The sequence below is a fragment of the Priestia sp. FW507-14D1A genome, from assembly GCF_058781295.1.
This window is the reverse complement of record NZ_JBYSWQ010000010.1, coordinates 32253-52436: the sequence shown is the minus strand read 5'-3', so window position 1 is coordinate 52436 and position 20184 is coordinate 32253. Positions and strand designations below refer to the sequence as shown.

The 20184-nt window shown below is 35.0% G+C and carries 23 protein-coding genes; 18 read left to right on the top strand and 5 right to left on the bottom strand.

Annotated elements, in window-relative coordinates:
• The first annotated feature begins 148 nt into the window (after window positions 1-148).
• From arsL to AC3WJG_RS23950, 5 genes are all read left to right on the top strand, one after another.
• A complete protein-coding gene (gene arsL, locus AC3WJG_RS23970) occupies window positions 149-1423 on the top strand; it encodes an arsinothricin biosynthesis radical SAM protein ArsL (RefSeq protein ID WP_492588663.1) in 1275 nt (424 codons plus the stop codon).
• Window positions 1424-1436: 13 nt separating this feature from the next.
• Window positions 1437-2156, top strand: a complete 720-nt coding sequence (locus tag AC3WJG_RS23965; protein WP_243405974.1) for an aquaporin — start codon at window positions 1437-1439, stop codon at window positions 2154-2156.
• Window positions 2157-2175: 19 nt separating this feature from the next.
• Window positions 2176-3285 (top strand): GTP-binding protein, encoded by a 1110-nt coding sequence (locus AC3WJG_RS23960; protein WP_221816177.1) that lies wholly within the window; start codon window positions 2176-2178, stop codon window positions 3283-3285.
• A 13-nt stretch (window positions 3286-3298) separates the two neighbouring features.
• Entirely contained in the window at window positions 3299-3682 is a 384-nt protein-coding gene (vcpD, locus tag AC3WJG_RS23955) for an ArsD-related vicinal cysteine protein VcpD (RefSeq protein WP_047751978.1), read from the top strand.
• A gap of 136 nt (window positions 3683-3818) precedes the next feature.
• Window positions 3819-4949 (top strand): inorganic phosphate transporter, encoded by a 1131-nt coding sequence (locus AC3WJG_RS23950; protein ID WP_221816178.1) that lies wholly within the window; start codon window positions 3819-3821, stop codon window positions 4947-4949.
• A 91-nt stretch (window positions 4950-5040) separates the two neighbouring features.
• On the opposite strand, the gene AC3WJG_RS23945 is transcribed toward AC3WJG_RS23950, so the two are convergent.
• Complete coding sequence (locus tag AC3WJG_RS23945) at window positions 5041-5469, bottom strand: ArsI/CadI family heavy metal resistance metalloenzyme (RefSeq protein ID WP_047751976.1); 429 nt, start codon at window positions 5467-5469, stop codon at window positions 5041-5043.
• A 79-nt stretch (window positions 5470-5548) separates the two neighbouring features.
• Window positions 5549-5842, bottom strand: coding sequence for an ArsR/SmtB family transcription factor (locus tag AC3WJG_RS23940; protein ID WP_228307884.1), 294 nt, complete (start codon window positions 5840-5842; stop codon window positions 5549-5551).
• A gap of 375 nt (window positions 5843-6217) precedes the next feature.
• Between AC3WJG_RS23940 and AC3WJG_RS23935 the strand changes: the two genes are divergently transcribed.
• The 8 genes from AC3WJG_RS23935 to AC3WJG_RS23900 all read left to right on the top strand — a co-directional run bounded on the left by AC3WJG_RS23935 (window position 6218) and on the right by AC3WJG_RS23900 (window position 12157).
• Window positions 6218-6706, top strand: coding sequence for an arsinothricin resistance N-acetyltransferase ArsN1 family A (locus AC3WJG_RS23935; RefSeq protein ID WP_195694660.1), 489 nt, complete (start codon window positions 6218-6220; stop codon window positions 6704-6706).
• Between the two features lie 256 nt (window positions 6707-6962).
• Entirely contained in the window at window positions 6963-7313 is a 351-nt protein-coding gene (locus AC3WJG_RS23930) for an ArsR/SmtB family transcription factor (RefSeq protein WP_195694661.1), read from the top strand.
• A 15-nt stretch (window positions 7314-7328) separates the two neighbouring features.
• Window positions 7329-8627: an arsenical efflux pump membrane protein ArsB gene (locus AC3WJG_RS23925; RefSeq protein WP_047751971.1), complete on the top strand. Its 1299-nt coding sequence runs from the start codon at window positions 7329-7331 to the stop codon at window positions 8625-8627.
• 23 nt (window positions 8628-8650) lie between these two features.
• The gene (gene arsC / locus AC3WJG_RS23920; protein ID WP_047751970.1) at window positions 8651-9073 is read left to right on the top strand and encodes an arsenate reductase (thioredoxin); all 423 of its coding nucleotides are present in this window, start codon (window positions 8651-8653) and stop codon (window positions 9071-9073) included.
• A 117-nt stretch (window positions 9074-9190) separates the two neighbouring features.
• Window positions 9191-9559 carry an arsenite efflux transporter metallochaperone ArsD gene (arsD, locus tag AC3WJG_RS23915; RefSeq protein ID WP_047751969.1) on the top strand — a complete coding sequence of 123 codons (369 nt, stop codon included), beginning with the start codon at window positions 9191-9193 and terminating at the stop codon, window positions 9557-9559.
• 13 nt (window positions 9560-9572) lie between these two features.
• On the top strand, window positions 9573-11345 hold the full coding sequence (arsA, locus tag AC3WJG_RS23910) for an arsenical pump-driving ATPase (RefSeq protein WP_492588660.1): 1773 nt from the start codon (window positions 9573-9575) through the stop codon (window positions 11343-11345).
• Window positions 11346-11409: 64 nt separating this feature from the next.
• Complete coding sequence (locus tag AC3WJG_RS23905; protein WP_221816180.1) at window positions 11410-11838, top strand: protein-tyrosine phosphatase family protein; 429 nt, start codon at window positions 11410-11412, stop codon at window positions 11836-11838.
• Window positions 11839-11872: 34 nt separating this feature from the next.
• Window positions 11873-12157, top strand: coding sequence for a HesB/IscA family protein (locus tag AC3WJG_RS23900; RefSeq protein WP_047751966.1), 285 nt, complete (start codon window positions 11873-11875; stop codon window positions 12155-12157).
• A gap of 615 nt (window positions 12158-12772) precedes the next feature.
• Here AC3WJG_RS23900 and AC3WJG_RS23895 read toward each other — a convergent pair.
• The 3 genes from AC3WJG_RS23895 to AC3WJG_RS23885 form a co-directional block, all read right to left on the bottom strand.
• Complete coding sequence (locus AC3WJG_RS23895; RefSeq protein ID WP_264388349.1) at window positions 12773-13261, bottom strand: hypothetical protein; 489 nt, start codon at window positions 13259-13261, stop codon at window positions 12773-12775.
• Window positions 13254-13664 carry a thiol-disulfide oxidoreductase DCC family protein gene (locus tag AC3WJG_RS23890; protein WP_264388383.1) on the bottom strand — a complete coding sequence of 137 codons (411 nt, stop codon included), beginning with the start codon at window positions 13662-13664 and terminating at the stop codon, window positions 13254-13256. The genes AC3WJG_RS23895 and AC3WJG_RS23890 overlap by 8 nt, the downstream gene beginning before the upstream one ends.
• Window positions 13665-14240: 576 nt before the next feature.
• Window positions 14241-14411, bottom strand: a complete 171-nt coding sequence (locus tag AC3WJG_RS23885) for a hypothetical protein (protein ID WP_264388348.1) — start codon at window positions 14409-14411, stop codon at window positions 14241-14243.
• Window positions 14412-14973: 562 nt separating this feature from the next.
• Between AC3WJG_RS23885 and nikA the strand changes: the two genes are divergently transcribed.
• The 5 genes from nikA to nikE are packed head-to-tail and all read left to right on the top strand — an operon-like array spanning window position 14974 to window position 20089.
• Window positions 14974-16599, top strand: a complete 1626-nt coding sequence (nikA, locus tag AC3WJG_RS23880; protein WP_047751942.1) for a nickel ABC transporter substrate-binding protein — start codon at window positions 14974-14976, stop codon at window positions 16597-16599.
• A gap of 16 nt (window positions 16600-16615) precedes the next feature.
• Window positions 16616-17557, top strand: a complete 942-nt coding sequence (gene nikB / locus AC3WJG_RS23875) for a nickel ABC transporter permease subunit NikB (protein ID WP_047751943.1) — start codon at window positions 16616-16618, stop codon at window positions 17555-17557.
• Complete coding sequence (gene nikC, locus AC3WJG_RS23870) at window positions 17557-18390, top strand: nickel ABC transporter permease subunit NikC (protein WP_264388346.1); 834 nt, start codon at window positions 17557-17559, stop codon at window positions 18388-18390. The genes nikB and nikC overlap by 1 nt, the downstream gene beginning before the upstream one ends.
• A 16-nt stretch (window positions 18391-18406) precedes the next feature.
• Window positions 18407-19234, top strand: a complete 828-nt coding sequence (gene nikD / locus AC3WJG_RS23865; RefSeq protein WP_264388345.1) for a nickel import ATP-binding protein NikD — start codon at window positions 18407-18409, stop codon at window positions 19232-19234.
• A gap of 33 nt (window positions 19235-19267) precedes the next feature.
• Entirely contained in the window at window positions 19268-20089 is an 822-nt protein-coding gene (nikE, locus tag AC3WJG_RS23860; RefSeq protein WP_264388344.1) for a nickel import ATP-binding protein NikE, read from the top strand.
• Window positions 20090-20184 lie beyond the last annotated feature (95 nt).

The following is a 20184-nucleotide window of genomic DNA, read 5'->3' as shown; positions in this document are numbered from 1 at the left end:
ACTTAAAAATACTCTAATAATAGGAAATTAAAATTAAAATGAAATTGAAATGTAAAATGTGGTTTATGAAAGCTACGATGGCAACAGCTACTATTATCATGATGACAGATCCAGCTTGGCCATAAGAAGAAATTAGGGGGATTAATTAATGAATATTTTACTAGTTTCAAATTTTGAAGGTGGCTTTCAACCAAATACTATTGCTACAGCAGCCACTCCTTTAATTAAAGCAGGTTTTAACGTTTCAATTTTAGATACTTACGTTGAAGGCATAGTGGAAGAAAAGTTTTCTGATAAAGATTTAATCGCAATTTCCGTTCCGTTATTTGATGCAGTGCATGCTGGAATCGAGATCGCAAAACGGGCCGCAGATCTTAACCCAGAAGCCCACATAACCTTTTTTGGACAACATGCCACGATTAACGCTAATCGTTTAGCTGGAAAGTATAGTAACTCCTGTATTTGTGGGGAGTGGGAGCACCCATTAACCCTATTAGCTAAACATCTTTCTGGCGATGTACAAGAAAATATCCCAGGCTTATTAAGTGCAGAGCAAGCGATAAAAGGAGAACCCATACATCCTTACATGGCACGTAATCACCTAGACATACCTTCACGAGATTTATTACCACCATTGTATAAATACCCTCAAAAGCAAATTAATCATATTTTAGGATCGGAAGAAGTTGTAGGCTCTACTGAAATTGCAAGAGGCTGTCACCACAAATGCTTATACTGTTCAGTATTTGCAGCATACGACGGCAAAGTCATTTTAGTTCCAGAGGATATAGTGTTAACAGATATTCGAAATTTAGTTGCAGGGGGAATGACTCACCTTACATTCATTGATGCAGATTTCTTTAATGCAAAATATCATGGAATCAAAATTTTACGTAAACTTCACGAAGAATTTCCTGACTTAACATATGATTTTACCACTCGCGTAGATCACATCTTAGAAAATAAAGAAACTCTTTTAGAAATGAAGAACCTAGGAGTCAAATTTATTACCTCAGCATTAGAATTCCCATCTGAAGAAGTACTTGATGCGGTTGCTAAGGATACTACTGTTTCAGATATTGAGGAAGCAATTGCCTACTTAAGAGAGATTGATATCAAGTTGAATCCAACGTTTATCATGTTTAATCCGTGGACGAAATTTGAAGACCTTACGACATTCAGAACTTTTGTAGAGGATAATCAACTAGGAAATATAGTAGATCCAATTCAATATGAAACAAGACTATATTTGTATAAAGGTTCCCCATTATTAAATAAAGACTCTATTAAAGCCTTAGATTTAGAAGAACATGAATTTCACTACGATTGGAAACATCCAGATCCTCAATTGGACGAGCTTTATTTTGAAATGTTAACACCAGCTGAAGAGGGCATCTTTAAGCGATGCTGCTTGAAATGTTAAGGAGGAATAACTAGTGGCTGAGAAATCTATGGTAGCAGCTCCTGTTGGCCAAACGCATGTCTTGCCAAAGATAGACCCTTACGCAGAAACAAAGAAGAAACTGATAGCAGAGTTTATTGGAACCTATTTTCTTGTTTTTGCAGGGACAGGAGCAATTGTCGTCGACTCCCTTACAAAGAGTCTAACTCATGTTGGAGTAGCCTTCACATTTGGTTTGGTTGTATTGGCTTTAATTTATTCATTTGGACATATCTCAGGAGCTCACTTCAATCCAGCAGTCACACTCGCTTTTCTATTTCTTGGTGAAATCAACAAAAGAGAAGCTACACTATACCTTTTCACTCAATTAATCGCAGCTTCCGCCTCAAGCCTCACGTTATTACTTATGTTTGGGGACGTAGCGAACTTGGGAGCTACTCTGCCTAGTGGTTCTTGGACCCAAAGCTTTATTTTAGAATTCGTTATGACATTTGTACTCATGATGGTGATTTTAACATCAGCTGTACATGGTAAAGCCGTCAAAGCATTTGCTGGCATGGCAATAGGAGCAACTGTAGCTTTAGAAGCCATGTTTGGTGGTCCAATTAGTGGGGCCTCAATGAATCCTGCTCGATCATTTGGACCTGCAATCGTATCAGGTACAGTTAGTACGCTATGGATCTACCTAATAGCCACTGTATTAGGTGCCATTAGCGCTGCCTTCATTTATAAAATACTTCATGAAGAAGAGTAAATAATCAGGGGGAATGAAAATGAAAACTGCAAAATTAGTGTTACTTGGAGGATTTTTAGGAGCTGGTAAGACAACTACAATGATTAATTCTGCTTTAAAACTTGAGGAGCAAGGTTATCGTGTAGCCATTGTAACAAATGACCAAGGGAAAGAGTTAATTGATACTGAGCTAGCTCGCAAAAATGGTTTAGATACAAAAGAAGTAACAGGCGGTTGTTTCTGCTGTCAATTTGAAGACTTATATGAGAATTTAACTGATTTATTAGAGGAAAAACAACCAGATGTCATCATTGCAGAAGCTGTAGGAAGTTGTACAGATTTAGCTGCTACTGTAATCCAGCCTTTAAAACAGTATTATTCAGAGCAGTTTAAGACTGCGCCTTTAACAATTGTTGTAGATCCAGCTAGATTAATGCATGAGTTAAATGCCACAGATGAAACAAGACCTTCTTTTTCACAATCAGTCAGCTATATCTTTGAAAAACAGTTGGCTGAAGCAGATATCATTACGTTAAACAAATTAGATCGCTATTCTTCTGAGGAAGTTGAAAAATTATATAACTATTTACAACAACGTTATCCACAAACGGTCATTCAAACAATTTCCGCAGAAAGAGGAGATAACCTTGATGTTCTGACAGAAACTTGGTTAACAACAGATTTAGGTGGAGATAAAGTACTTGATATCGATTACGAACGCTATGCAGAGGGAGAAGCTCAATTAGCTTGGATGAATATTTTGGGTGATTTAAACTCTGATCAAGACGTAGATCCACGTCAGTGGGCTAAAAGCTTCCTAGATAAATTAAATGCCCACTTTATAAGAGAAAAAATGGCCATTGCACATTTAAAAGTACATGTAGGACTTGAAAATGGATATGTAAAGGCGAGTATGGTTCATACAGGCGATGAACCAACGTTTACGGAGGAAAATGTCAAAAATGCAAAACAACTAAGAGTTGTTTTAAATATCCGTATTGAAGCATCTCCAGCCATCTTAAATCTAGTTGTAGCAGATGCCATTGGAGCTTTAAATCAAGAATTTAGAACGAATTGGACTGAAACATACAATGAGTGCTTTAGTCCATTACCACCAAAACCAGTTCATCGTTTATACGAAGTAATGTAAGGAGGAGATATAAATGAAATCAAGCGATTTAATCGAAATTTTCCCAAGTGTACCAAATGTTCAAGGAGATTGTTGTGATACAGATTCTAATTTGGAAGTAGAAACTGATTGCTGTGAAGATAGTCAAAGCTTTTATGAAGAAAGCCTTGAATTAAAAGAGCAATTAAAAGAGCACTTTGATAAATCGGTAAATGTGCATCTTTATAATTATGATATTTCAATGGATCGCGTAATGGCTCAGAAAAAACTCAGCGAATTAATTAAACAAAGAGGATTTCAGCATATAAGTGAGGATACAATCCTTAAATATGTAACACCAGCTGTAGTTGTAAACGGGAACTTAATAAGCTTTGCAACTAAACCTCATCTAGAATTAGTGATAAAAGAAATTAACTAAGCGATAAGGAGCCAGCTTGCTGGCTCCTTATTCATAATAAGACCTATATATAAATAAAACATTGGCTTCTAAATAGAGAGATAAAATTCTTCAAAGGTAACAGACTATATCATAATGAAGGGGATTGAAGAAAGAGATGCAAAATCAAAAGATAAGTGAAGATATAGTAATTCAACCAAGGATAAGAAAGAAATTAAATTTTGGAACGAACCCTCTAACAGGCTTAATCATCTCAATTGTAACGACAAGCTTCTTTGTACTAATGAATCTTGTTCCTACAAGTTCCTTTTTAACGTTTATAGGGTTATGTGTTGTCGCATGGTTAGCTGCAGAAAATGGAGGAAACGATGTTTCTAAAGGTGTGTCCTCGTTAGTAGCTTCTGGCTATGCGAGTGCGTTAACAGCTATTATATATGGTGTTATCATGACAGCAATTGGAGGAGTATGTTCCTTTTTTCTTGCTTCTAAATTAGTTGGTTTATTTACTGCAGGTTTAATGAATCCAGACTATCAACTTACAGGCATTATGGCTTTAGCTATGGCTTTAGGAGCAACTCTTTGGGTAGCACTTGCCACTAAATTCTCGTTACCTGTTTCTACAACTCATGCCATTATCGGAGCAGTCATTCTAGTTGCATGTATTTCACAGGGGGTATCTAGTGTTTTATGGGGGAATCTTGGAAGTAAATTTGTTTTACCATTACTTCTTAGTCCTGTATTAGGTTTATGTATAGCTTGGTTACTTAATTTATTTATAGACAAAATTAAAATTAATCCACAAGTAGGAAAAGGTATTGCGTGGATATCTAGTGGCTTAATTTGTTTTGTTCGATCAGTCAATGATACGCCAAAAATTGTAGCCATTGCTTTACTAGTCTCAGTGTTAAATGGTTCCTCAGAACAAAGCAATACCTTACCATTTTCATTCTTCATTTTAGTCACGGTAGCAATGAGCCTAGGGAGCTTAATTAAAGGGCTGCCAGTCACAGAATTGTTAGCAAAAAAAGTGACCAAATTAGATGAAAATAGCTCCTTATCAGCAGTGTTCACTACCACCTCATTAGTTATGGCATCGAGTCAATTTGGATTACCAGCTTCTACAACCCACGTAAGTACTTCTTCTATTATTGGAGCTGGATTAAAGAATGGACGAAAAGCAATGAATTTCGGAGTTATTAAGGAAATTATTCTATCATGGGTAGTTACTTTACCAGGAGCCGGGATTATTGCAATGGTCTTCTACTATATTCTAAAGTTACTCCTTTAACAGCTATTATATCTTTATACGATTTCCGAAGTAGAAGAACATGTTAGAGATTCAAAAAAAGCCTGTCTCCTTGAAGAGGCAGGCTTTTCATTTAACAACAAGTTTTAGGGGCTTTTTCATTTGGCCCTACATTGGAGCTGATTTTATGAACATCACTATTTGCTTTAGTGTAAAAGAATTCCCATTCATTTCCGTCCGGATCTGTTACCCAAAATTTATCTTGAACAGCATAACAACAAGTTGTATCCATCTCCTCACGAGCAAAGAATCCTTCTTTCTCTAATCGTTCTTTATGAGCAATTACTTCTTCTGCATCATTAACTTGGAATCCAAAGTGGTTGACTTGGTTCCCGTTTACCTCATCACGTACGTTTAGAGTAAAGTTAAGTCCTGGTTCATCTAATAGAAATTTCGCATAGTCTTCTTTTATCTTCTCAGGTTTTATGCCAAATACCTTTTGATAGAACTCAATCGATTGGTCTAAATTCGTTACGTTAATTCCTACATGAACATATTTCATTTAAAATTCCTCCTTAGTAATATAAGCACTACGTTAAATCAAAAAAAATTGATATATCCGGTAAAAAATAAGGATAAAATTATCCTTTTTCATTTTTAAATAAACAACGTAGCTCCTCAGACAATGAATGATTTAGCTCTTCGTTGTTTAGATCATAGTAATTCCAAGTTCCCTTTTTTTCTTTTGTAATCAAGTTAGCATCCAATAAAATCTTCAAGTGATAGGATAGTTTTGACTGGGATATACCAAAGAATTCAGTTAAATCACACACACATGTTTGACCTCGTTGACAAAGCTCATGCATAATTTCTAGTCTTTTTTGATCCGCAAGAGCTTTAAACTTTTGTTCGTATTGTTCAAATGTTTGCTTCATATCTTTTACTGTATCCATTACTCTTCTCCTTAATCAACTTTTTTTGATTTAATAGGTACATGTATTGTATGCTTTTTCAAAATTTGTATACGTAGTTTTTCTGCGTAACATTGGATCATCATGAAAAAAACGTTTGAATATAAGGGTTTTAGCTTCGTTTTTGTCTATATTTTGTGTATTGACGACTAATCGGAAATAAGCATGAAAATACTCTACAGATAGGTTTTCTGAATTGTTAATTCTCATATTTTAACCTCACATTGAATGAATCAAAATTTCTTGATGTATTAATCATATCAAAAAAATTACAGAAATCAATTAATACATCAAAAAAAATTGATATAATAATTAAAGACTTAAGATAGGGGGAGTTTTATGAATGTTCGAATCATGAAAGAAGAGGATTTACCACAAGTTTTAAGTATTTATAACGAAGGAATTGAAGACAGAATTGCTACTTTAGAGGAAGATGTAAAGGATTTGCCTTACATAAAAGAATGGTTGTATCATCGCAATGATCGGTATGAGGTTATTGTGGCCGAAAGAGAAGGAGAAATAGTCGGATGGGCTTCTTTAAATCCCTATTCTCATCGTTGTGCATATAATGGCGTAGCTGATGTATCCGTCTATATTCAACGTGAGAGTCGAGGAAAGGGGATTGGAAAAGCTTTATTGCACACCTTAGAAATTATCGCAAAGAAAAATAATTTTCATAAGCTAGTTCTCTCGACTTTTCCTTTTAATGAAGCAGGTCAGAAACTATACCGTAGTTTGGGGTTTCGAGAAGTTGGCGTTTTTTATGAACAAGGAATATTAGACGATCAGCATGTAGATGTGATGGCAATGGAGAAAATCCTTAAATAATTCGTAAAATCCTCTAAGGAATAATCTTGGGGGATTTTTCACATATAAGTAGAAGTTGATGTGAGGGTTAATTATTACATAAATTTCTTTATATATAAGTGAACAGTTAGATGGGTGCATGATAACAAGATGGGACTGATCTAACTTATTTAATCAAAAGGGTTGTAAATGTTTTAAAAAGCAAGTATATTAATACACATAAACATATAAGCAAATTATTATATATTAATTCTAGTTAACTAGGAGGTGTATGTACGTGGGTGTGAAAACAGTAGTTGAAATTGAAAAAGCAGCTCAAATTCTAAAATTGTTGGGTGATAAAACGCGCCTATCAATGATGAAGCTTTTACAAACAAATGAATGCTGTGTTTGCGAATTAGTAGAGATCTACAAGGCTAGTCAGCCATCCATTAGTCAGCATTTACGCAAGTTAAAAGATATTGGTTTAGTGAAGGAAAAACGAAAAGGACAATGGATTTTTTATTCTCTTAACGAAGCACATGAAAATCACGATTTTATAATCAGTTTGCTTGCTTCATTACCAAGTCAAGATGAACGTTTAACTGAATTAGAAAAACAAGGCTTACGTATTAGTTGTTGTGAGTAATTGGAGGTTTAAAAATTGACATCAGTTGTCCTGGCGTCACTGATCTTTTTAGTGACATTAGTTTTTGTTATTTGGCAACCTAAAAACCTATCTATAGGTTGGTCAGCCTGTGGGGGAGCCGTCCTGGCTTTGCTGGCAGGAGTCGTTGATTTTCAAGATGTTCTGGATGTAACAAGCATCGTATGGAATGCGACCCTCACATTTATCGCAGTTATTATTATTTCCTTAATTTTAGATGAAATTGGTTTCTTTGAATGGGCAGCATTGCATATGGCAAGAGCTGCAGGTGGCAATGGTGTTCGTATGTTTGTATATGTTTCGCTACTTGGAGCCGTTGTTGCAGCCTTATTTGCGAATGATGGAGCAGCCTTAATTTTAACGCCGATTGTACTGGCAATGGTTCGCGCATTAAAGTTTGAAGATAAAATGGTCTTTCCATTTATAATTGCAAGTGGATTTATTGCAGATACAACGTCATTACCACTTGTGGTTAGTAACTTAGTTAATATCGTATCAGCTGATTTTTTTGGTATTCGATTTTCTGAGTTTGCATCACGTATGATTGTGCCAGATTTGTTCGCACTCTTCTCAAGCATTATTGTTTTATATCTATACTTCCGCAAAAGTATTCCTAAGAAGTACAATGTTGCGGATTTACAGAAACCAGTCGATGCGATTAAAGATGAAAAGATGTTCCGATTATCTGGGATAGTACTCGTTATTCTAGTCCTTGGTTACTTTGTTGGTGAATTTTTCGATATTCCGGTATCTCTCATTGCAGGAATTATTGCTGTTTTCTTCTTAGGAATAGCAAGAACAAGTCCAGCAGTGGAAACAAAAACAGTATTAAAAGGAGCACCGTGGGCCATTGTCTTTTTCTCCATCGGTATGTATGTCGTGGTATACGGTTTACGTAATGTTGGTCTAACAGAAGTGCTAGCCGATGTGATTCAAGCAACAGCCGATCAAGGCCTGTTTGCAGCAACCATTGGCATGGGATTTATTGCAGCCATTCTTTCATCCATCATGAACAATATGCCAACCGTTATGATTGATGCCCTTGCGATAGACGCAACACATACAACAGGGACGATTAAAGAAGCACTTATTTACGCCAATGTTATTGGATCAGATTTAGGTCCGAAAATTACGCCAATCGGTTCTCTTGCCACACTCTTATGGCTTCATGTTCTTTCTACAAAAGGCGTGAAAATCTCATGGGGAACCTATTTCAAAACAGGTATCATTTTAACCATTCCAACACTGTTTATTACACTTGTTGGTTTATATATTTGGTTACTTATTATTTCATAACATTTCTAAAGGAGATTTGACACATGTCTAAAAAAACACTTTATTTCTTATGTACAGGTAACTCTTGCCGTAGCCAAATGGCAGAAGGTTGGGCAAAAAAACATCTAAATAATGAAGAATGGGATGTACGCAGTGCAGGTCTGGAAGCACATGGGCTAAACCCCAATGCTGTCAAAGCGATGAAAGAAGCAGGCATTGATATTTCGAATCAAACATCTGATGTTATTGATCCTGAAATTTTAAATAATGCGGATTTAGTCGTCACGTTATGTGGTCACGCAGCAGATCACTGCCCAGTAACGCCTCCTCATGTAAAACGTGAACACTGGGGATTTGATGATCCAGCAAAAGCAGAAGGAACAGATGAAGAGAAATGGGCATTCTTCCAACGTGTACGTGATGAAATCGGAGAGCGTATTCACCGTTTTGCTGAAACAGGTAAATAATCATTAAAATTAAATAGCCGGGAGAGTTTATCTCGGCATATCCTTTATCTTTTATATAAGTATATTATTATAAACTACTTTTAAAAAGGTATAGTCTACATAAAGGGAGATGAAATTATGAAGAAAGTAGAGATTTTTGATCCAGCTATGTGTTGTTCAACAGGTGTTTGTGGTCCTAGTGTTGATCCTGAATTAACAAGGGTGGCTTCAGCTGTATTCGCCTTGGAGAAAAAAGGGTTCGATATTACACGTTATAACTTAACAAGCGAACCAAATAAGTTCGTTGATCAAGTAGCAGTTAATAAGATTCTTATGAGTAAAGGTCCAGATGCTTTACCAGTGGTATTAGTGGATGGTGAAGTAGAGAAAACTGGAAGCTACCCAACCAATGAAGAATTTGCTGAATGGTTTGGTGTTAAAACTGAAGAATTAAAGAGCGAAAAACCACGCATGTCGATCAAATTAAATATTAATAATCCAAAATAGGGAGGTAAAAGAAATGTTCAAATCTTTTCAACCCGAAAAAATGGTTCAAACACCCTTTTTATTTTTTACAGGTAAAGGCGGTGTTGGCAAAACATCCATAGCATGTGCTGTAGCTGTTTCGTTAGCAGATAACGGTCATAAAGTACTGATTGTTAGTACAGATCCTGCTTCAAATTTACAAGATGTATTTGAAATTGACTTGAGAAACGAGCCAATTGAGATACCGATGGTGAAAAATTTATATGCTTGTAACCTGGACCCTGAAGAAGCAGCAAAAACATACCGTGAGAAAGTCGTAGGACCTTATCGTGGAAAACTCCCTGATGCTGTTGTTTCTACTATGGAAGAACAATTATCTGGAGCTTGTACGGTAGAGATTGCTGCATTTGATGAGTTTACAAATTTACTTGCTAATGAAGAAATGGTCAACCAGTTTGATTATATTCTTTTTGATACAGCGCCAACAGGGCATACACTTCGCTTGTTACAATTGCCAAGTGCATGGACTGGTTTCTTAGATGAAAGTACACATGGAGCTTCTTGTTTAGGGCCTTTATCAGGTCTAGATGAAAAGAGAGGTTTATACGCAAAAACGGTAGAAGCTTTATCAAATCCGGATCAGACGACTTTAATGTTAGTGGCTCGGCCCGATGTTTCTTCTCTAGAAGAGGCAAATAGAGCTTCAAAAGAATTAAAAGATATTGGCATTTTAAATCAAAACTTAATTGTGAATGGGTTAATAAGTCAATATGTACAAGGCGATGAAATATCTACTGCTTTTTATACTCGACAACAAGAATCATTAAAGAAAGTGCCAGAAGAACTTCAACAAATGGTTATGTATTCAGTGCCTTACGTATCTTACCCTTTAACGGGTATTAATCATTTACGTAGTTTGTTTAAATCAGAGACATTACCAGAAACAGAAATTAAAAATGTAGAGCTTTCTCCAGAAAAGTTAACCGAGTTTAAAGATGTTGTAGAAGACTTCTCTAAAAATGGAACAAAAGTTATTTTCACAATGGGTAAAGGCGGTGTTGGTAAAACAACAGTAGCATCTGCCATTGCAGTAGGACTAGTTGAAAAAGGCCATCGTGTTCATTTAACTACCACAGATCCTGCAGCCCATTTAGATTTTATTTTTAGTAATAGTGAAGCAAAGGAATTACTAAGCATCAGTCGAATTGACCCTAAAGCTGAAGTAGATGCTTATAAAAAAGAAGTACTTACAAAAGCTAGTGAGGAACTTGATGAAGATGGCATTGCTTATATTCAAGAAGACTTAAATTCACCATGTACAGAAGAAATTGCTGTGTTTCGAGCTTTTGCGGATGTGGTAGCTAAGTCAAATGATGAAATTGTAGTCATTGATACAGCACCAACTGGTCATACGTTGCTTTTACTTGATGCTAGCGAGTCTTATCATAAAGAATTGGAAAAAGCTACAGGAGAGGTTCCAGAAAGCGTTAAAACGTTACTGCCACGTTTACGTAATCCAAAAGAAACGAGTGTAGTTATTGTAACTCTTGCAGAAGCAACGCCAGTATTAGAAGCGAATCGTCTTCAGGAAGACTTGAAACGTGCTGAAATTACGCCAAAATGGTGGGTTATCAACCAAAGTCTGTACGCAACAGATACAAAGGATGCTATTTTAAAGGGAAGATCACAAGCTGAAAAAGCATGGATTAAGAAAATAAAGAATGAATTAACATCTAATTGTGCTATTATTCCCTGGCAACCAGAAGAGAAAATCGGTTACGAAAAAGTCAAAGAGTATATTCAATAATTCAAAGTGGGAAGTAACCTGTTTTAATAATGATTCAGACATTAAAATTATAGAGGTGGACAACATGAATAACAAAAATTATCAATCATTAATTGACAATCGTATTTTTATTGGTGGTGCAGCTGATGTAAAAGAAATAATGAAAAATGATAAAGTAGATGTGATTTATGACTTACGTGCAGAATCATTAGAACATGATGCTCCAGAAGTACGTGTTCATACGCCAATTGTAGATGATGCAGAAAACCAAGATGAATCTATTGAAAATGCAATTAATGAAGTAATAAAATCGTACAAGGAAGGGAAGAAGATTTACTTCCATTGTGCAGGAGGAAGTAATCGTACTGGTACGATTGCAATTGGAACTCTGTTAGCACTTGGAGAAGCTGATTCCATTGCAGAAGCCGAAGAAAAAGCAAAAGCATCTCGTGCTAAAATTAATGTAAAACCTGAAATGAAAGCTTCACTTCAACGTTTATTTCCAGAAGCTTAACCAATAAATATAATTGAAGATAGGGAGAGATTAGATGAATATCACAGATGGAGCTAAAAAGATGTTAGAAGATGTATTCGCTGAACAAGGAGCTAAAGGCATTCGTTTTTACTCTGAAGGTGCTGGATGCTGTGGACCTCAAGTCGGTTTATCATTAGACGAACCTACTGAGGATGATACAGTCCAAGAAATTAACGGTATTCAAGTAGCTATTGAAAATACAGTACTATCTACAACTCAAGGGCTTACACTTGATGTTCAAGAAGGTCCTCAAGGTGCAGGATTTGTTTTGGTAGGAATGGATAACAGCTGTTGTTAATTAAATAATTAACTTTAAAACTGTAGAATATATGTGGTAAAAAGAGAAGGTTAAAATCTTCTCTTTTTTATTTACCTTTGTTTACTTCTTTTTAGGACCTAGAAGATACAATTCGTTATGCTGCCAGTGATTCTCATTACGTTCTACTTCAATTTTTGATACAACTTTAGATCTCCCATTCAGTTGATGAAAAATATACGCGACTAAGCCACGTTCCAACATATAAAGAAGAGCATATATTTTATAAACATCTAATGATCACCTGCTGCTGTATAGTTTCTTTTTATTTCTATGAGTAGACAGGCAAAATTGTGGGTTTTAATATAAATTTAAATTTTTTATATCTCAATTTCAAAAGTATTCTTAAAAAATTGAGATATAAAAAAGCGCAGTCTAAGACACTCAAACGATTTTACTCTATCTATAAACTAACTCTATGCACTTACTATTATATTGGACCATAAAATGCTTCCTTTCTCCTGAAATAAATTGGTTCCTAGAATGGTGATTATGTTAACTGGATTTGTATATTGTATTCATCTCAAGCTTCTTTTTTAAGAATGAAATAGTAAAAAGAAGAAATCCCCAAACTGACCAATATAATGGGTAGCACAATCATTGTATGTTCACCTTCTTTTTCATTAGTTCTGTTTGGATAGACGTTTCAGCTGTTACTGGAGAGTCAAAAAAGACTCTTTTTAATTTTTTATATTCAAAGAAAAGTAAAGCTATACTCATAAAGGTTAACAACGTGGTAACAGAACGAGCTGGTATCTCAAAACAAAAATCAAGAATAGTAATATTTACTGTGATAGGTAAATAAATAATGTTTCCTAAAGTTGCTGTCTTTGGAATCACTAATAATAAGGCTGCTGTTATTTCTCCAAAAGCAATAAAAAGATTATATGTATCCGAATATCCAAAGAAGTGCCAAGCCAATTGCATTGCTGAGTCCTTTGTCGAGTCATATATAAAGTCGCCAGTAGAGAACTGGCCTGGATAGATTTTGGAAATGCCGTAAATCAAGAAAGTTAATGCTAAAGACCATCTAAATGTAGTGATAATTGTCATTCTAAGCTTTTTTAGAAATGTACTTCTATTCATTGATTTTCCCACTTTCTATTTTCGTTTTAATAAACCTATTTTGTATTTCTTTGCTAGGGACGAGACAACTCTCTTTTTTCCCGAAGAATCGATATCGATTCTTTGCAATAAAACGGTACGCTCTATCTCGGATTTTTTTAGGTATTATCCAAAAGAGAATGAAAAACCTTATAGGTCCGGTAAGCTTATTCATGATATGTAAGATTGCTGTAGATTCCGTATATATTTGACCTTTATCAATTAAGATAATGGAATCCAATTGCGTATTATTCGGATTGTGATTTATTATCAATGAACGTGCTAAATCTGATTGAAGAGACAAAAATTTAAATATGCCTTTAGGATCTCTTTTTATCACAAATTGGACCCAATGATTACATACGTTACATATACCATCAAACATAATAATAGGTTGATTATCTTTTTTTACCTTCAATATATTTCATCCCTTTAGTTAATTGTAAATATTTTCTACAACTAATTATAATACGAGATTTAATAAAGCTCACCTAACAATAATGTAAGATGGGCTTACAATTTTGTTAGGTGAGCTTCATTTTTTTGTTAAGAGTGCCTAGAACGCATATTATGGTAACTAAGTTTTTAGATCTTAACTAATAACAAAAAGAACCTACTGTTTTAGTATAGTAGGCCCTTTTTGTTATTTATTTTTTAGTTTTTTAACAAAAAAAAAAGCCAGGAATCCTATTAAACCAATAATTATTAAGAATAATAGCAATCCTGTTGGACTAAATGTACCCATAATACCATCCTTAAAATTTCTATAATTTCTATAAATTACAATGTTACCATATTTGGATGGTTTGCACATTGCTTCGATAAAGCTTTTGGTTCCTGGAATCCGTTTTATGTTAACTAAAAGGCGAAAAAGCCATCTTTGGGGAAGATGGCTTTTTCTACTGATAAATATTAGGTTGTAAGTGGAGTCCTAAAAGACTTCTCGAGTAGTTTGCTCAATTTAATACACTTTATTCTTACACAACATATCCATTGCTTTTTCTAGAAGTAAAATGTCTTCCCTCATCATTACTTTCATATCGTCGAGATCAAGTTGAATATATTCTCCTTTTAAACGTTCTAATTCCCTCACGAACAGAGATCCAGTATAGTACCCGTAATTTGTTTCCAATGCATATCTCCTTTGTGTGCTATTAATATGTGTAGTTCCCTTTTATTCAGGTTAACAACCAATAAAAGTAAATTAACTTAAAAAATAATCCCTTGCCCATCAGGCAAAGGATTTTCAAATTTATTGGAAAAGGGGAACACGTTAGTAGTCTGGCCAGATTTGTAGATTCATATACACATAAATCTAAAAATAAATATTGTGAACGTTTTTTATAAAATAACCTTATTTAAGTTGTTCTATCATCTGAGTAAATACTAAAGTATTTCAGTTATTATTAAGGTTTTACCATTTATACTAACTGACGACAAATACGAACTTGTTCATATTTAGAATAAATAGTATAACTAATTAAATTAATGTAAATTATATGTTTTAAAAAAATCTATTTAAAAGGTTATTTTTCTTTATTTTTATTCTGAATTTTATTTATAGAACTTCATTAAAACGTTATTTTGACAAGTTCGTACAATAATGAAATAAAGACTTTAATATTACATTGACAAGAATACGGATCCTGCTTACAATTGAAAATGATTATCAACACCGAGGAGGAGACATCGTTATGTCGAAGAGGAACAGTATTCTGAATATTAAGTTATTTATTTTATCTATTTTAATTTTGTCGACATTATTGGTTGGTTGTTCTAACGCTAATAATGCGGAATCAACATCGAAAGGCAAGCATGATAACATGCTGACAATTGCTTGGCCGAGAGATGTAGGAGAAATGAATCCACATGTCTACAATCCTTCACAATTATTTGCTCAATCTATGGTATATGAGCCATTAGTAAGCTATCAAGATGGTGGTAAAATAAAACCAAACCTAGCTACGTCATGGGAAATCTCTGAGGACGGTAAAGTATATACTTTTCATTTGCGTAAAGGTGTGAAATTCTCTGATGGAACAGACTTTAATGCAGAAATTGTTAAGAAGAATTTTGACACTATTTTGAATAATAAAGAATTACATAGTTGGTTGGGTTTCATTACAAAAATAGCTCAAACAGAAGTAGTGGATAAAAATACTTTCAAATTAACATTGACTGAACCATATTACCCAACAATTCAGGAACTAGCTGTAGTTCGACCAGTTCGTTTCTTAGGAAAAGCTGGTTTTCCTAAAGATGGTGATACTTCAAAGGGTATCGTCAAACCGGTAGGTACAGGTCCCTGGATTTTAGAAGATTATAAAACAGACGAATATGCTATTTATAAAAGAAATGAAAATTATTGGGGAGAAATTCCAAAAGTAGAAAAAATCAAAGTTAAAGTTATTCCAGATGCAGAAACGAGAGTACTCGCATTTGAAAAAGGTGACTTGGACATGATTTATGGAGAAGGAGTTGTCAGTCTAGACACGTTTAAGCAGCTAAAGTCCACTGGAAAATATGAAACTAGGGTTTCTGAACCAATTGCTACAAGACAGCTTGTTATGAATACAAAAACAGAACAGCTTTCAGATGAACGTGTACGCCAAGCCCTACATTATGGCTTTAATAAAGAAGAGTTGGTTAAAGGAGTGACTTCTGGTTTAGAAGAGGAAGCAAACCATATCTTACCTACAAATTTACCTTACACGAAAGATATAGATGTGAAGTTGGTAAAGTATAATGTAGAAAAAGCAAAGGCTCTATTAGACAAAGCCGGGTGGAAACTTCCTAAAGGAAAAACAGTTCGTGAAAAAGATGGAAAGTTACTTAAAATTGACCTAATGTATGATTCAGCAGAATCAATTCAAAAATCAATGGCCGAAACTCTTCAATCTGAATGGGCGGCAATTGGGGTTAAATTAAACATTGAGGGAGTTGAACTACCAGACCAAGTTCAAAGATTTAAAGATAATAAATTTGATATTAATTTCTATAGTAATTTTGGTGCTCCTTATGATCCTCATACATTTTTAAATATTGTTGCATCAGAAGGGTATGGGTTTAATGAAGCTATTTCAGCATATCCAAATAAAGATGAGTTAATTAAACAAATGGCGAAGGTTCCTCAAACAACAGATGAAAAAGAGCGCCAACAGTTCTATTCGTCTATTTTAAAGTCAATACAAGACCAAGGAGCTATTATTCCTATTTCATATATGAAGAAAACAGCCATTTATCAAAAGAATGTAAAAGATTTTAAATTCCCTGCTAATCGTGATGAAAATCCATTCACAGGAATTAGCATCAAACAGTAGCTAGCAGGAGGTTTTCATGGGCAATTATATACTAAAACGAATTATGTCCATTATTCCAGTTTTTCTTTTGGCCGCACTTTTCACGACTGGAATGGTTCACCTCTCATCGGTGGATCCAGCTGAAGCTTATCTAACAGCAGCACACATCCAACAGACTGATGAGATTTTAGCTCAAAAAAGACATGAGTTTGGTTTAGATCAACCATTTCTTGTTCAATATGCAAACTCTATTTTGAAGATATGCCAACTTGACTTTGGCATATCTTACGTTTCAAATAAACCAGTATGGGATGAGGTCATATATCGAATACCAGCCACTATCCAACTAGCTCTAGCAAGTATATTAATAGCCGTGCTCATCAGCGTGCCTCTTGGTTTTTTGGCGGGAGTAAAGAAAGGAGGCGCTATCGATCATTTTAGTCGACTACTCTCCTTTTTTGGTGCATCTATTCCAACTTTTTGGCTGGGCTATATCTTGGTTTTTTTCTTTTCTGTTAAGCTTAATCTTTTTCCAGTTGAGGGAATTGGGACATGGCAGCATCTCGTACTGCCTTCTATTACATTAGCCCTACCTTTAATAGCAATGTATACAAGGCTATTACGTTCAAGTGTTCTTGAAAACTTACAAGAGCCCTATGTACTGTTTGCTCGGACTAGAGGGCTGAAGGAAAAAACAATTATGACAAAGCATGTTCTTAGAATTGCCATTTCTCCAATGATAACTGGACTTGGAATGAACCTTGGAAAATTACTTACAGGTACAATTATCGTTGAATCGGTTTTTTCTTGGCCTGGATTTGGTCGTTATTTCATTGAAGCTATCTTTAATCGTGATATTCCTGTTATTCAATGCTATGTACTAATAGCAGCTATTTTATTTATTTTGAGCAACTTACTAGTAGATATAATTCAAATGTATATAGATCCGCGTATTTCAAGGAAAGAAGGACAGCATTGATGATAACAAGTATACGTATGAGATTTAAAAATCAAAGAGTAATTCCTATATGTTCAACAATATTAGGTGTTCTTTTTATCATTGCTATAGTAGCTCCTTGGATTGCGCCACACGATCCAATCGCTGTCAATTTGACTTATAAATTGCAGTCTCCAAGCTGGAATTATCCATTAGGTACCGACCATTTAGGAAGATGCAACCTATCGCGTATTTTATATGGAGCACGTATCTCACTAGGTTTTGCTATGCTTATCTTCATTTCATCATTAGCAATTGGTTTACTCATTGGTACTTTTTCAGGTTATAAAGGTGGTTGGGTTGACCATGTTTTAATGAGATTTTGCGACGGTGTTATGGCTTTCCCAAGCCTAATCCTTGTACTAGGGTTAGTTGGCATATTTGGACCTGGACTGCCGCAAGTTATATTAGCTTTGATGCTTGTGCAATGGGTTTATTACGCAAGAATGTTCCGAGGGATGGTTCTTAGTTTGAAAGAACAGAACTTTATCTCTGCTGCAAAGATCAGTGGATCATCGCAATGGAAAGTCATCAAAAATCATATTATCCCAAATGTGCTACCTCCACTTGTCGTAATGGGTACGTTGGAAATGGGATGGGCTATCATGGATATATCGGCTATGTCTTTTCTCGGATTAGGCGTCCAGTCTCCTACACCTGAATGGGGAGCAATGATTCACGAAGGAAAATCGTATATTCGAACAAATCCAGAACTCATGCTTTATCCGGGTTTGTCTATTATGCTTATCATTGTTACATTCAATCTATTAGGCGAAGCGCTATCAGAACGTTACGGTGTCAAACGTCGATTTTGAAAAGGAATGAAAAAAGTTGGGAACAGAAGAGTCAAAAGTGTTACAAGTTAGAGATTTACATGTTCAATTAAAAACCAAAAATGGTATTACAGATCTTGTTAAAGATATAAATTTTGAACTAAAGCCTGGAAAGGTTCTCGGTCTTATTGGTGAAAGTGGTTGTGGTAAAACTATTACGAGTATGTCTATTCTTCAGCTTCTTAATCGTAAAGAAACAATAATTGAAGGAAGCATAATGCTAAAGGGACAAGAGTTAAACGGTTTAGCTGAAAAGGAAATGCGTAAAATTCGTGGTAAGGATATAGCCTTTATCATGCAAAATCCAATGAATGCTTTTACGCCCGTTTTTACTATTGGACACCAATTTGTTGAAACTATTCGCTCTCATACGAATTGGAATAAAAAACAAGCGACAGAGCTTGCCATTGAGTCAATGAAACAAGTGAATTTACCTGAACCTAACAAGCTTTTGAAATACTATCCTTTTCAACTGAGTGGGGGGATGCTTCAACGAGTAATGATCGCTATTGCAGCAAGCCTCCGTCCAGCTATTATTATTGCTGATGAACCCACAACTGCATTAGACGTCAATAATCAGAAGAAAGTACTGCGTCATTTGGACAAAGTTCGTTCTGATTATGGTTCGGCGATTTTGTTGATATCTCATGACTTAGGAGTTATTGCTGAACTGGCTGATGAAGTAGCAGTCATGCAACATGGGCAAATAGTTGAAACAGCAGATGTTTTTCAACTATTTGATAATCCTAAGCATGAGTATACGAAGAAATTACTGAATGCAAGGCCAACACTATATTTAGATGAACCTGTTATCAACTTAATTTGATATATGATAAGCATTTTTATAAGAGGTGAACAAGTGAGTTTATTACAAGTAAATGAAGTCACTCATAGCTACGAAAACAGAACATTTTTTAAATGGAAAAATCGTTCTAGAAAAGTACTTTCTGATATCACCTTCTCTATTGAAGAAGGTACATGTTTTGGGATACTTGGTACAAGTGGAGCCGGTAAGAGCACTTTAGGAAAAGTACTTCTTGGTTTGCAAAAACCACAATACGGCCAGATTCTCTTTCAAGGACATGATATCTACAATGCGGATAAACATACTCGTCAGAAACTTCGGCGTGATCTTCAAGTTGTTTTTCAAGATTCACACTCAGCAGTCAATCCCAGAATGACAGCAGAACGTATCATTGCAGAACCGTTAGAAAACTATGAAAAGCTAACGTTAAGCGAACAAAAAAGAGCTGTAATTGAATTATTAGAGAAAGTAGGGCTCTGTGAAAAAGACTTAAAAAAATATCCACATCAATTTAGTGGTGGCCAATTGCAGAGGGTTAATATTGCAAGGGCCATTGCTCTTAAACCAAAGCTCATTGTTTTAGATGAATCTGTAAGTAGTCTAGATATGGTTACTCAAACCCTAATTTTAGAACTATTAAGAGAATTAAAAGAAGACTTTGGGTTATCGTATTTTTTTATTACCCATGATATTAAAGCTGCCTATACTATTAGCGATACATTAGGTGTATTAGAAAAAGGAGAATTAATTGAGCATTTCCATTCAAAAGATGCTTTCTTTACTTCAGAAAACCCTATAGTAAAGGAAATGAGAAGTTCTATGCTTGCAGAGCATCCACGTTTTCGTTCAATTGGAACAAGAAATGGTACGCTTTAATTTAATAACATATATATGTATAGCAAAGCCTCGATTTCACTAACATAATCGAGGCTGTTGTTTTTATTTTTACCATGTAGAAAGAGGGTAATTGG

Excerpts from the sequence above, each read along its gene's own strand:
- nikC (WP_264388346.1), top strand. The coding sequence starts at position 17,557 with ATGATAACAAGTATACGTATGAGATTTAAAAATCAAAGAGTAATTCCT.
- arsD (WP_047751969.1), top strand. The coding sequence starts at position 9,191 with ATGAAGAAAGTAGAGATTTTTGATCCAGCTATGTGTTGTTCAACAGGT.
- AC3WJG_RS23950 (WP_221816178.1), top strand. The coding sequence starts at position 3,819 with ATGCAAAATCAAAAGATAAGTGAAGATATAGTAATTCAACCAAGGATA.
- AC3WJG_RS23935 (WP_195694660.1), top strand. The coding sequence starts at position 6,218 with ATGAATGTTCGAATCATGAAAGAAGAGGATTTACCACAAGTTTTAAGT.
- arsA (WP_492588660.1), top strand. The coding sequence starts at position 9,573 with ATGTTCAAATCTTTTCAACCCGAAAAAATGGTTCAAACACCCTTTTTA.
- nikB (WP_047751943.1), top strand. The coding sequence starts at position 16,616 with ATGGGCAATTATATACTAAAACGAATTATGTCCATTATTCCAGTTTTT.
- vcpD (WP_047751978.1), top strand. The coding sequence starts at position 3,299 with ATGAAATCAAGCGATTTAATCGAAATTTTCCCAAGTGTACCAAATGTT.
- AC3WJG_RS23900 (WP_047751966.1), top strand. The coding sequence starts at position 11,873 with ATGAATATCACAGATGGAGCTAAAAAGATGTTAGAAGATGTATTCGCT.
- arsC (WP_047751970.1), top strand. The coding sequence starts at position 8,651 with ATGTCTAAAAAAACACTTTATTTCTTATGTACAGGTAACTCTTGCCGT.
- AC3WJG_RS23940 (WP_228307884.1), bottom strand. The coding sequence starts at position 5,842 with ATGAAGCAAACATTTGAACAATACGAACAAAAGTTTAAAGCTCTTGCG.
- arsL (WP_492588663.1), top strand. The coding sequence starts at position 149 with ATGAATATTTTACTAGTTTCAAATTTTGAAGGTGGCTTTCAACCAAAT.
- nikA (WP_047751942.1), top strand. The coding sequence starts at position 14,974 with ATGTCGAAGAGGAACAGTATTCTGAATATTAAGTTATTTATTTTATCT.
- AC3WJG_RS23945 (WP_047751976.1), bottom strand. The coding sequence starts at position 5,469 with ATGAAATATGTTCATGTAGGAATTAACGTAACGAATTTAGACCAATCG.
- AC3WJG_RS23890 (WP_264388383.1), bottom strand. The coding sequence starts at position 13,664 with ATGTTTGATGGTATATGTAACGTATGTAATCATTGGGTCCAATTTGTG.
- AC3WJG_RS23960 (WP_221816177.1), top strand. The coding sequence starts at position 2,176 with ATGAAAACTGCAAAATTAGTGTTACTTGGAGGATTTTTAGGAGCTGGT.
- AC3WJG_RS23905 (WP_221816180.1), top strand. The coding sequence starts at position 11,410 with ATGAATAACAAAAATTATCAATCATTAATTGACAATCGTATTTTTATT.
- AC3WJG_RS23895 (WP_264388349.1), bottom strand. The coding sequence starts at position 13,261 with ATGAATAGAAGTACATTTCTAAAAAAGCTTAGAATGACAATTATCACT.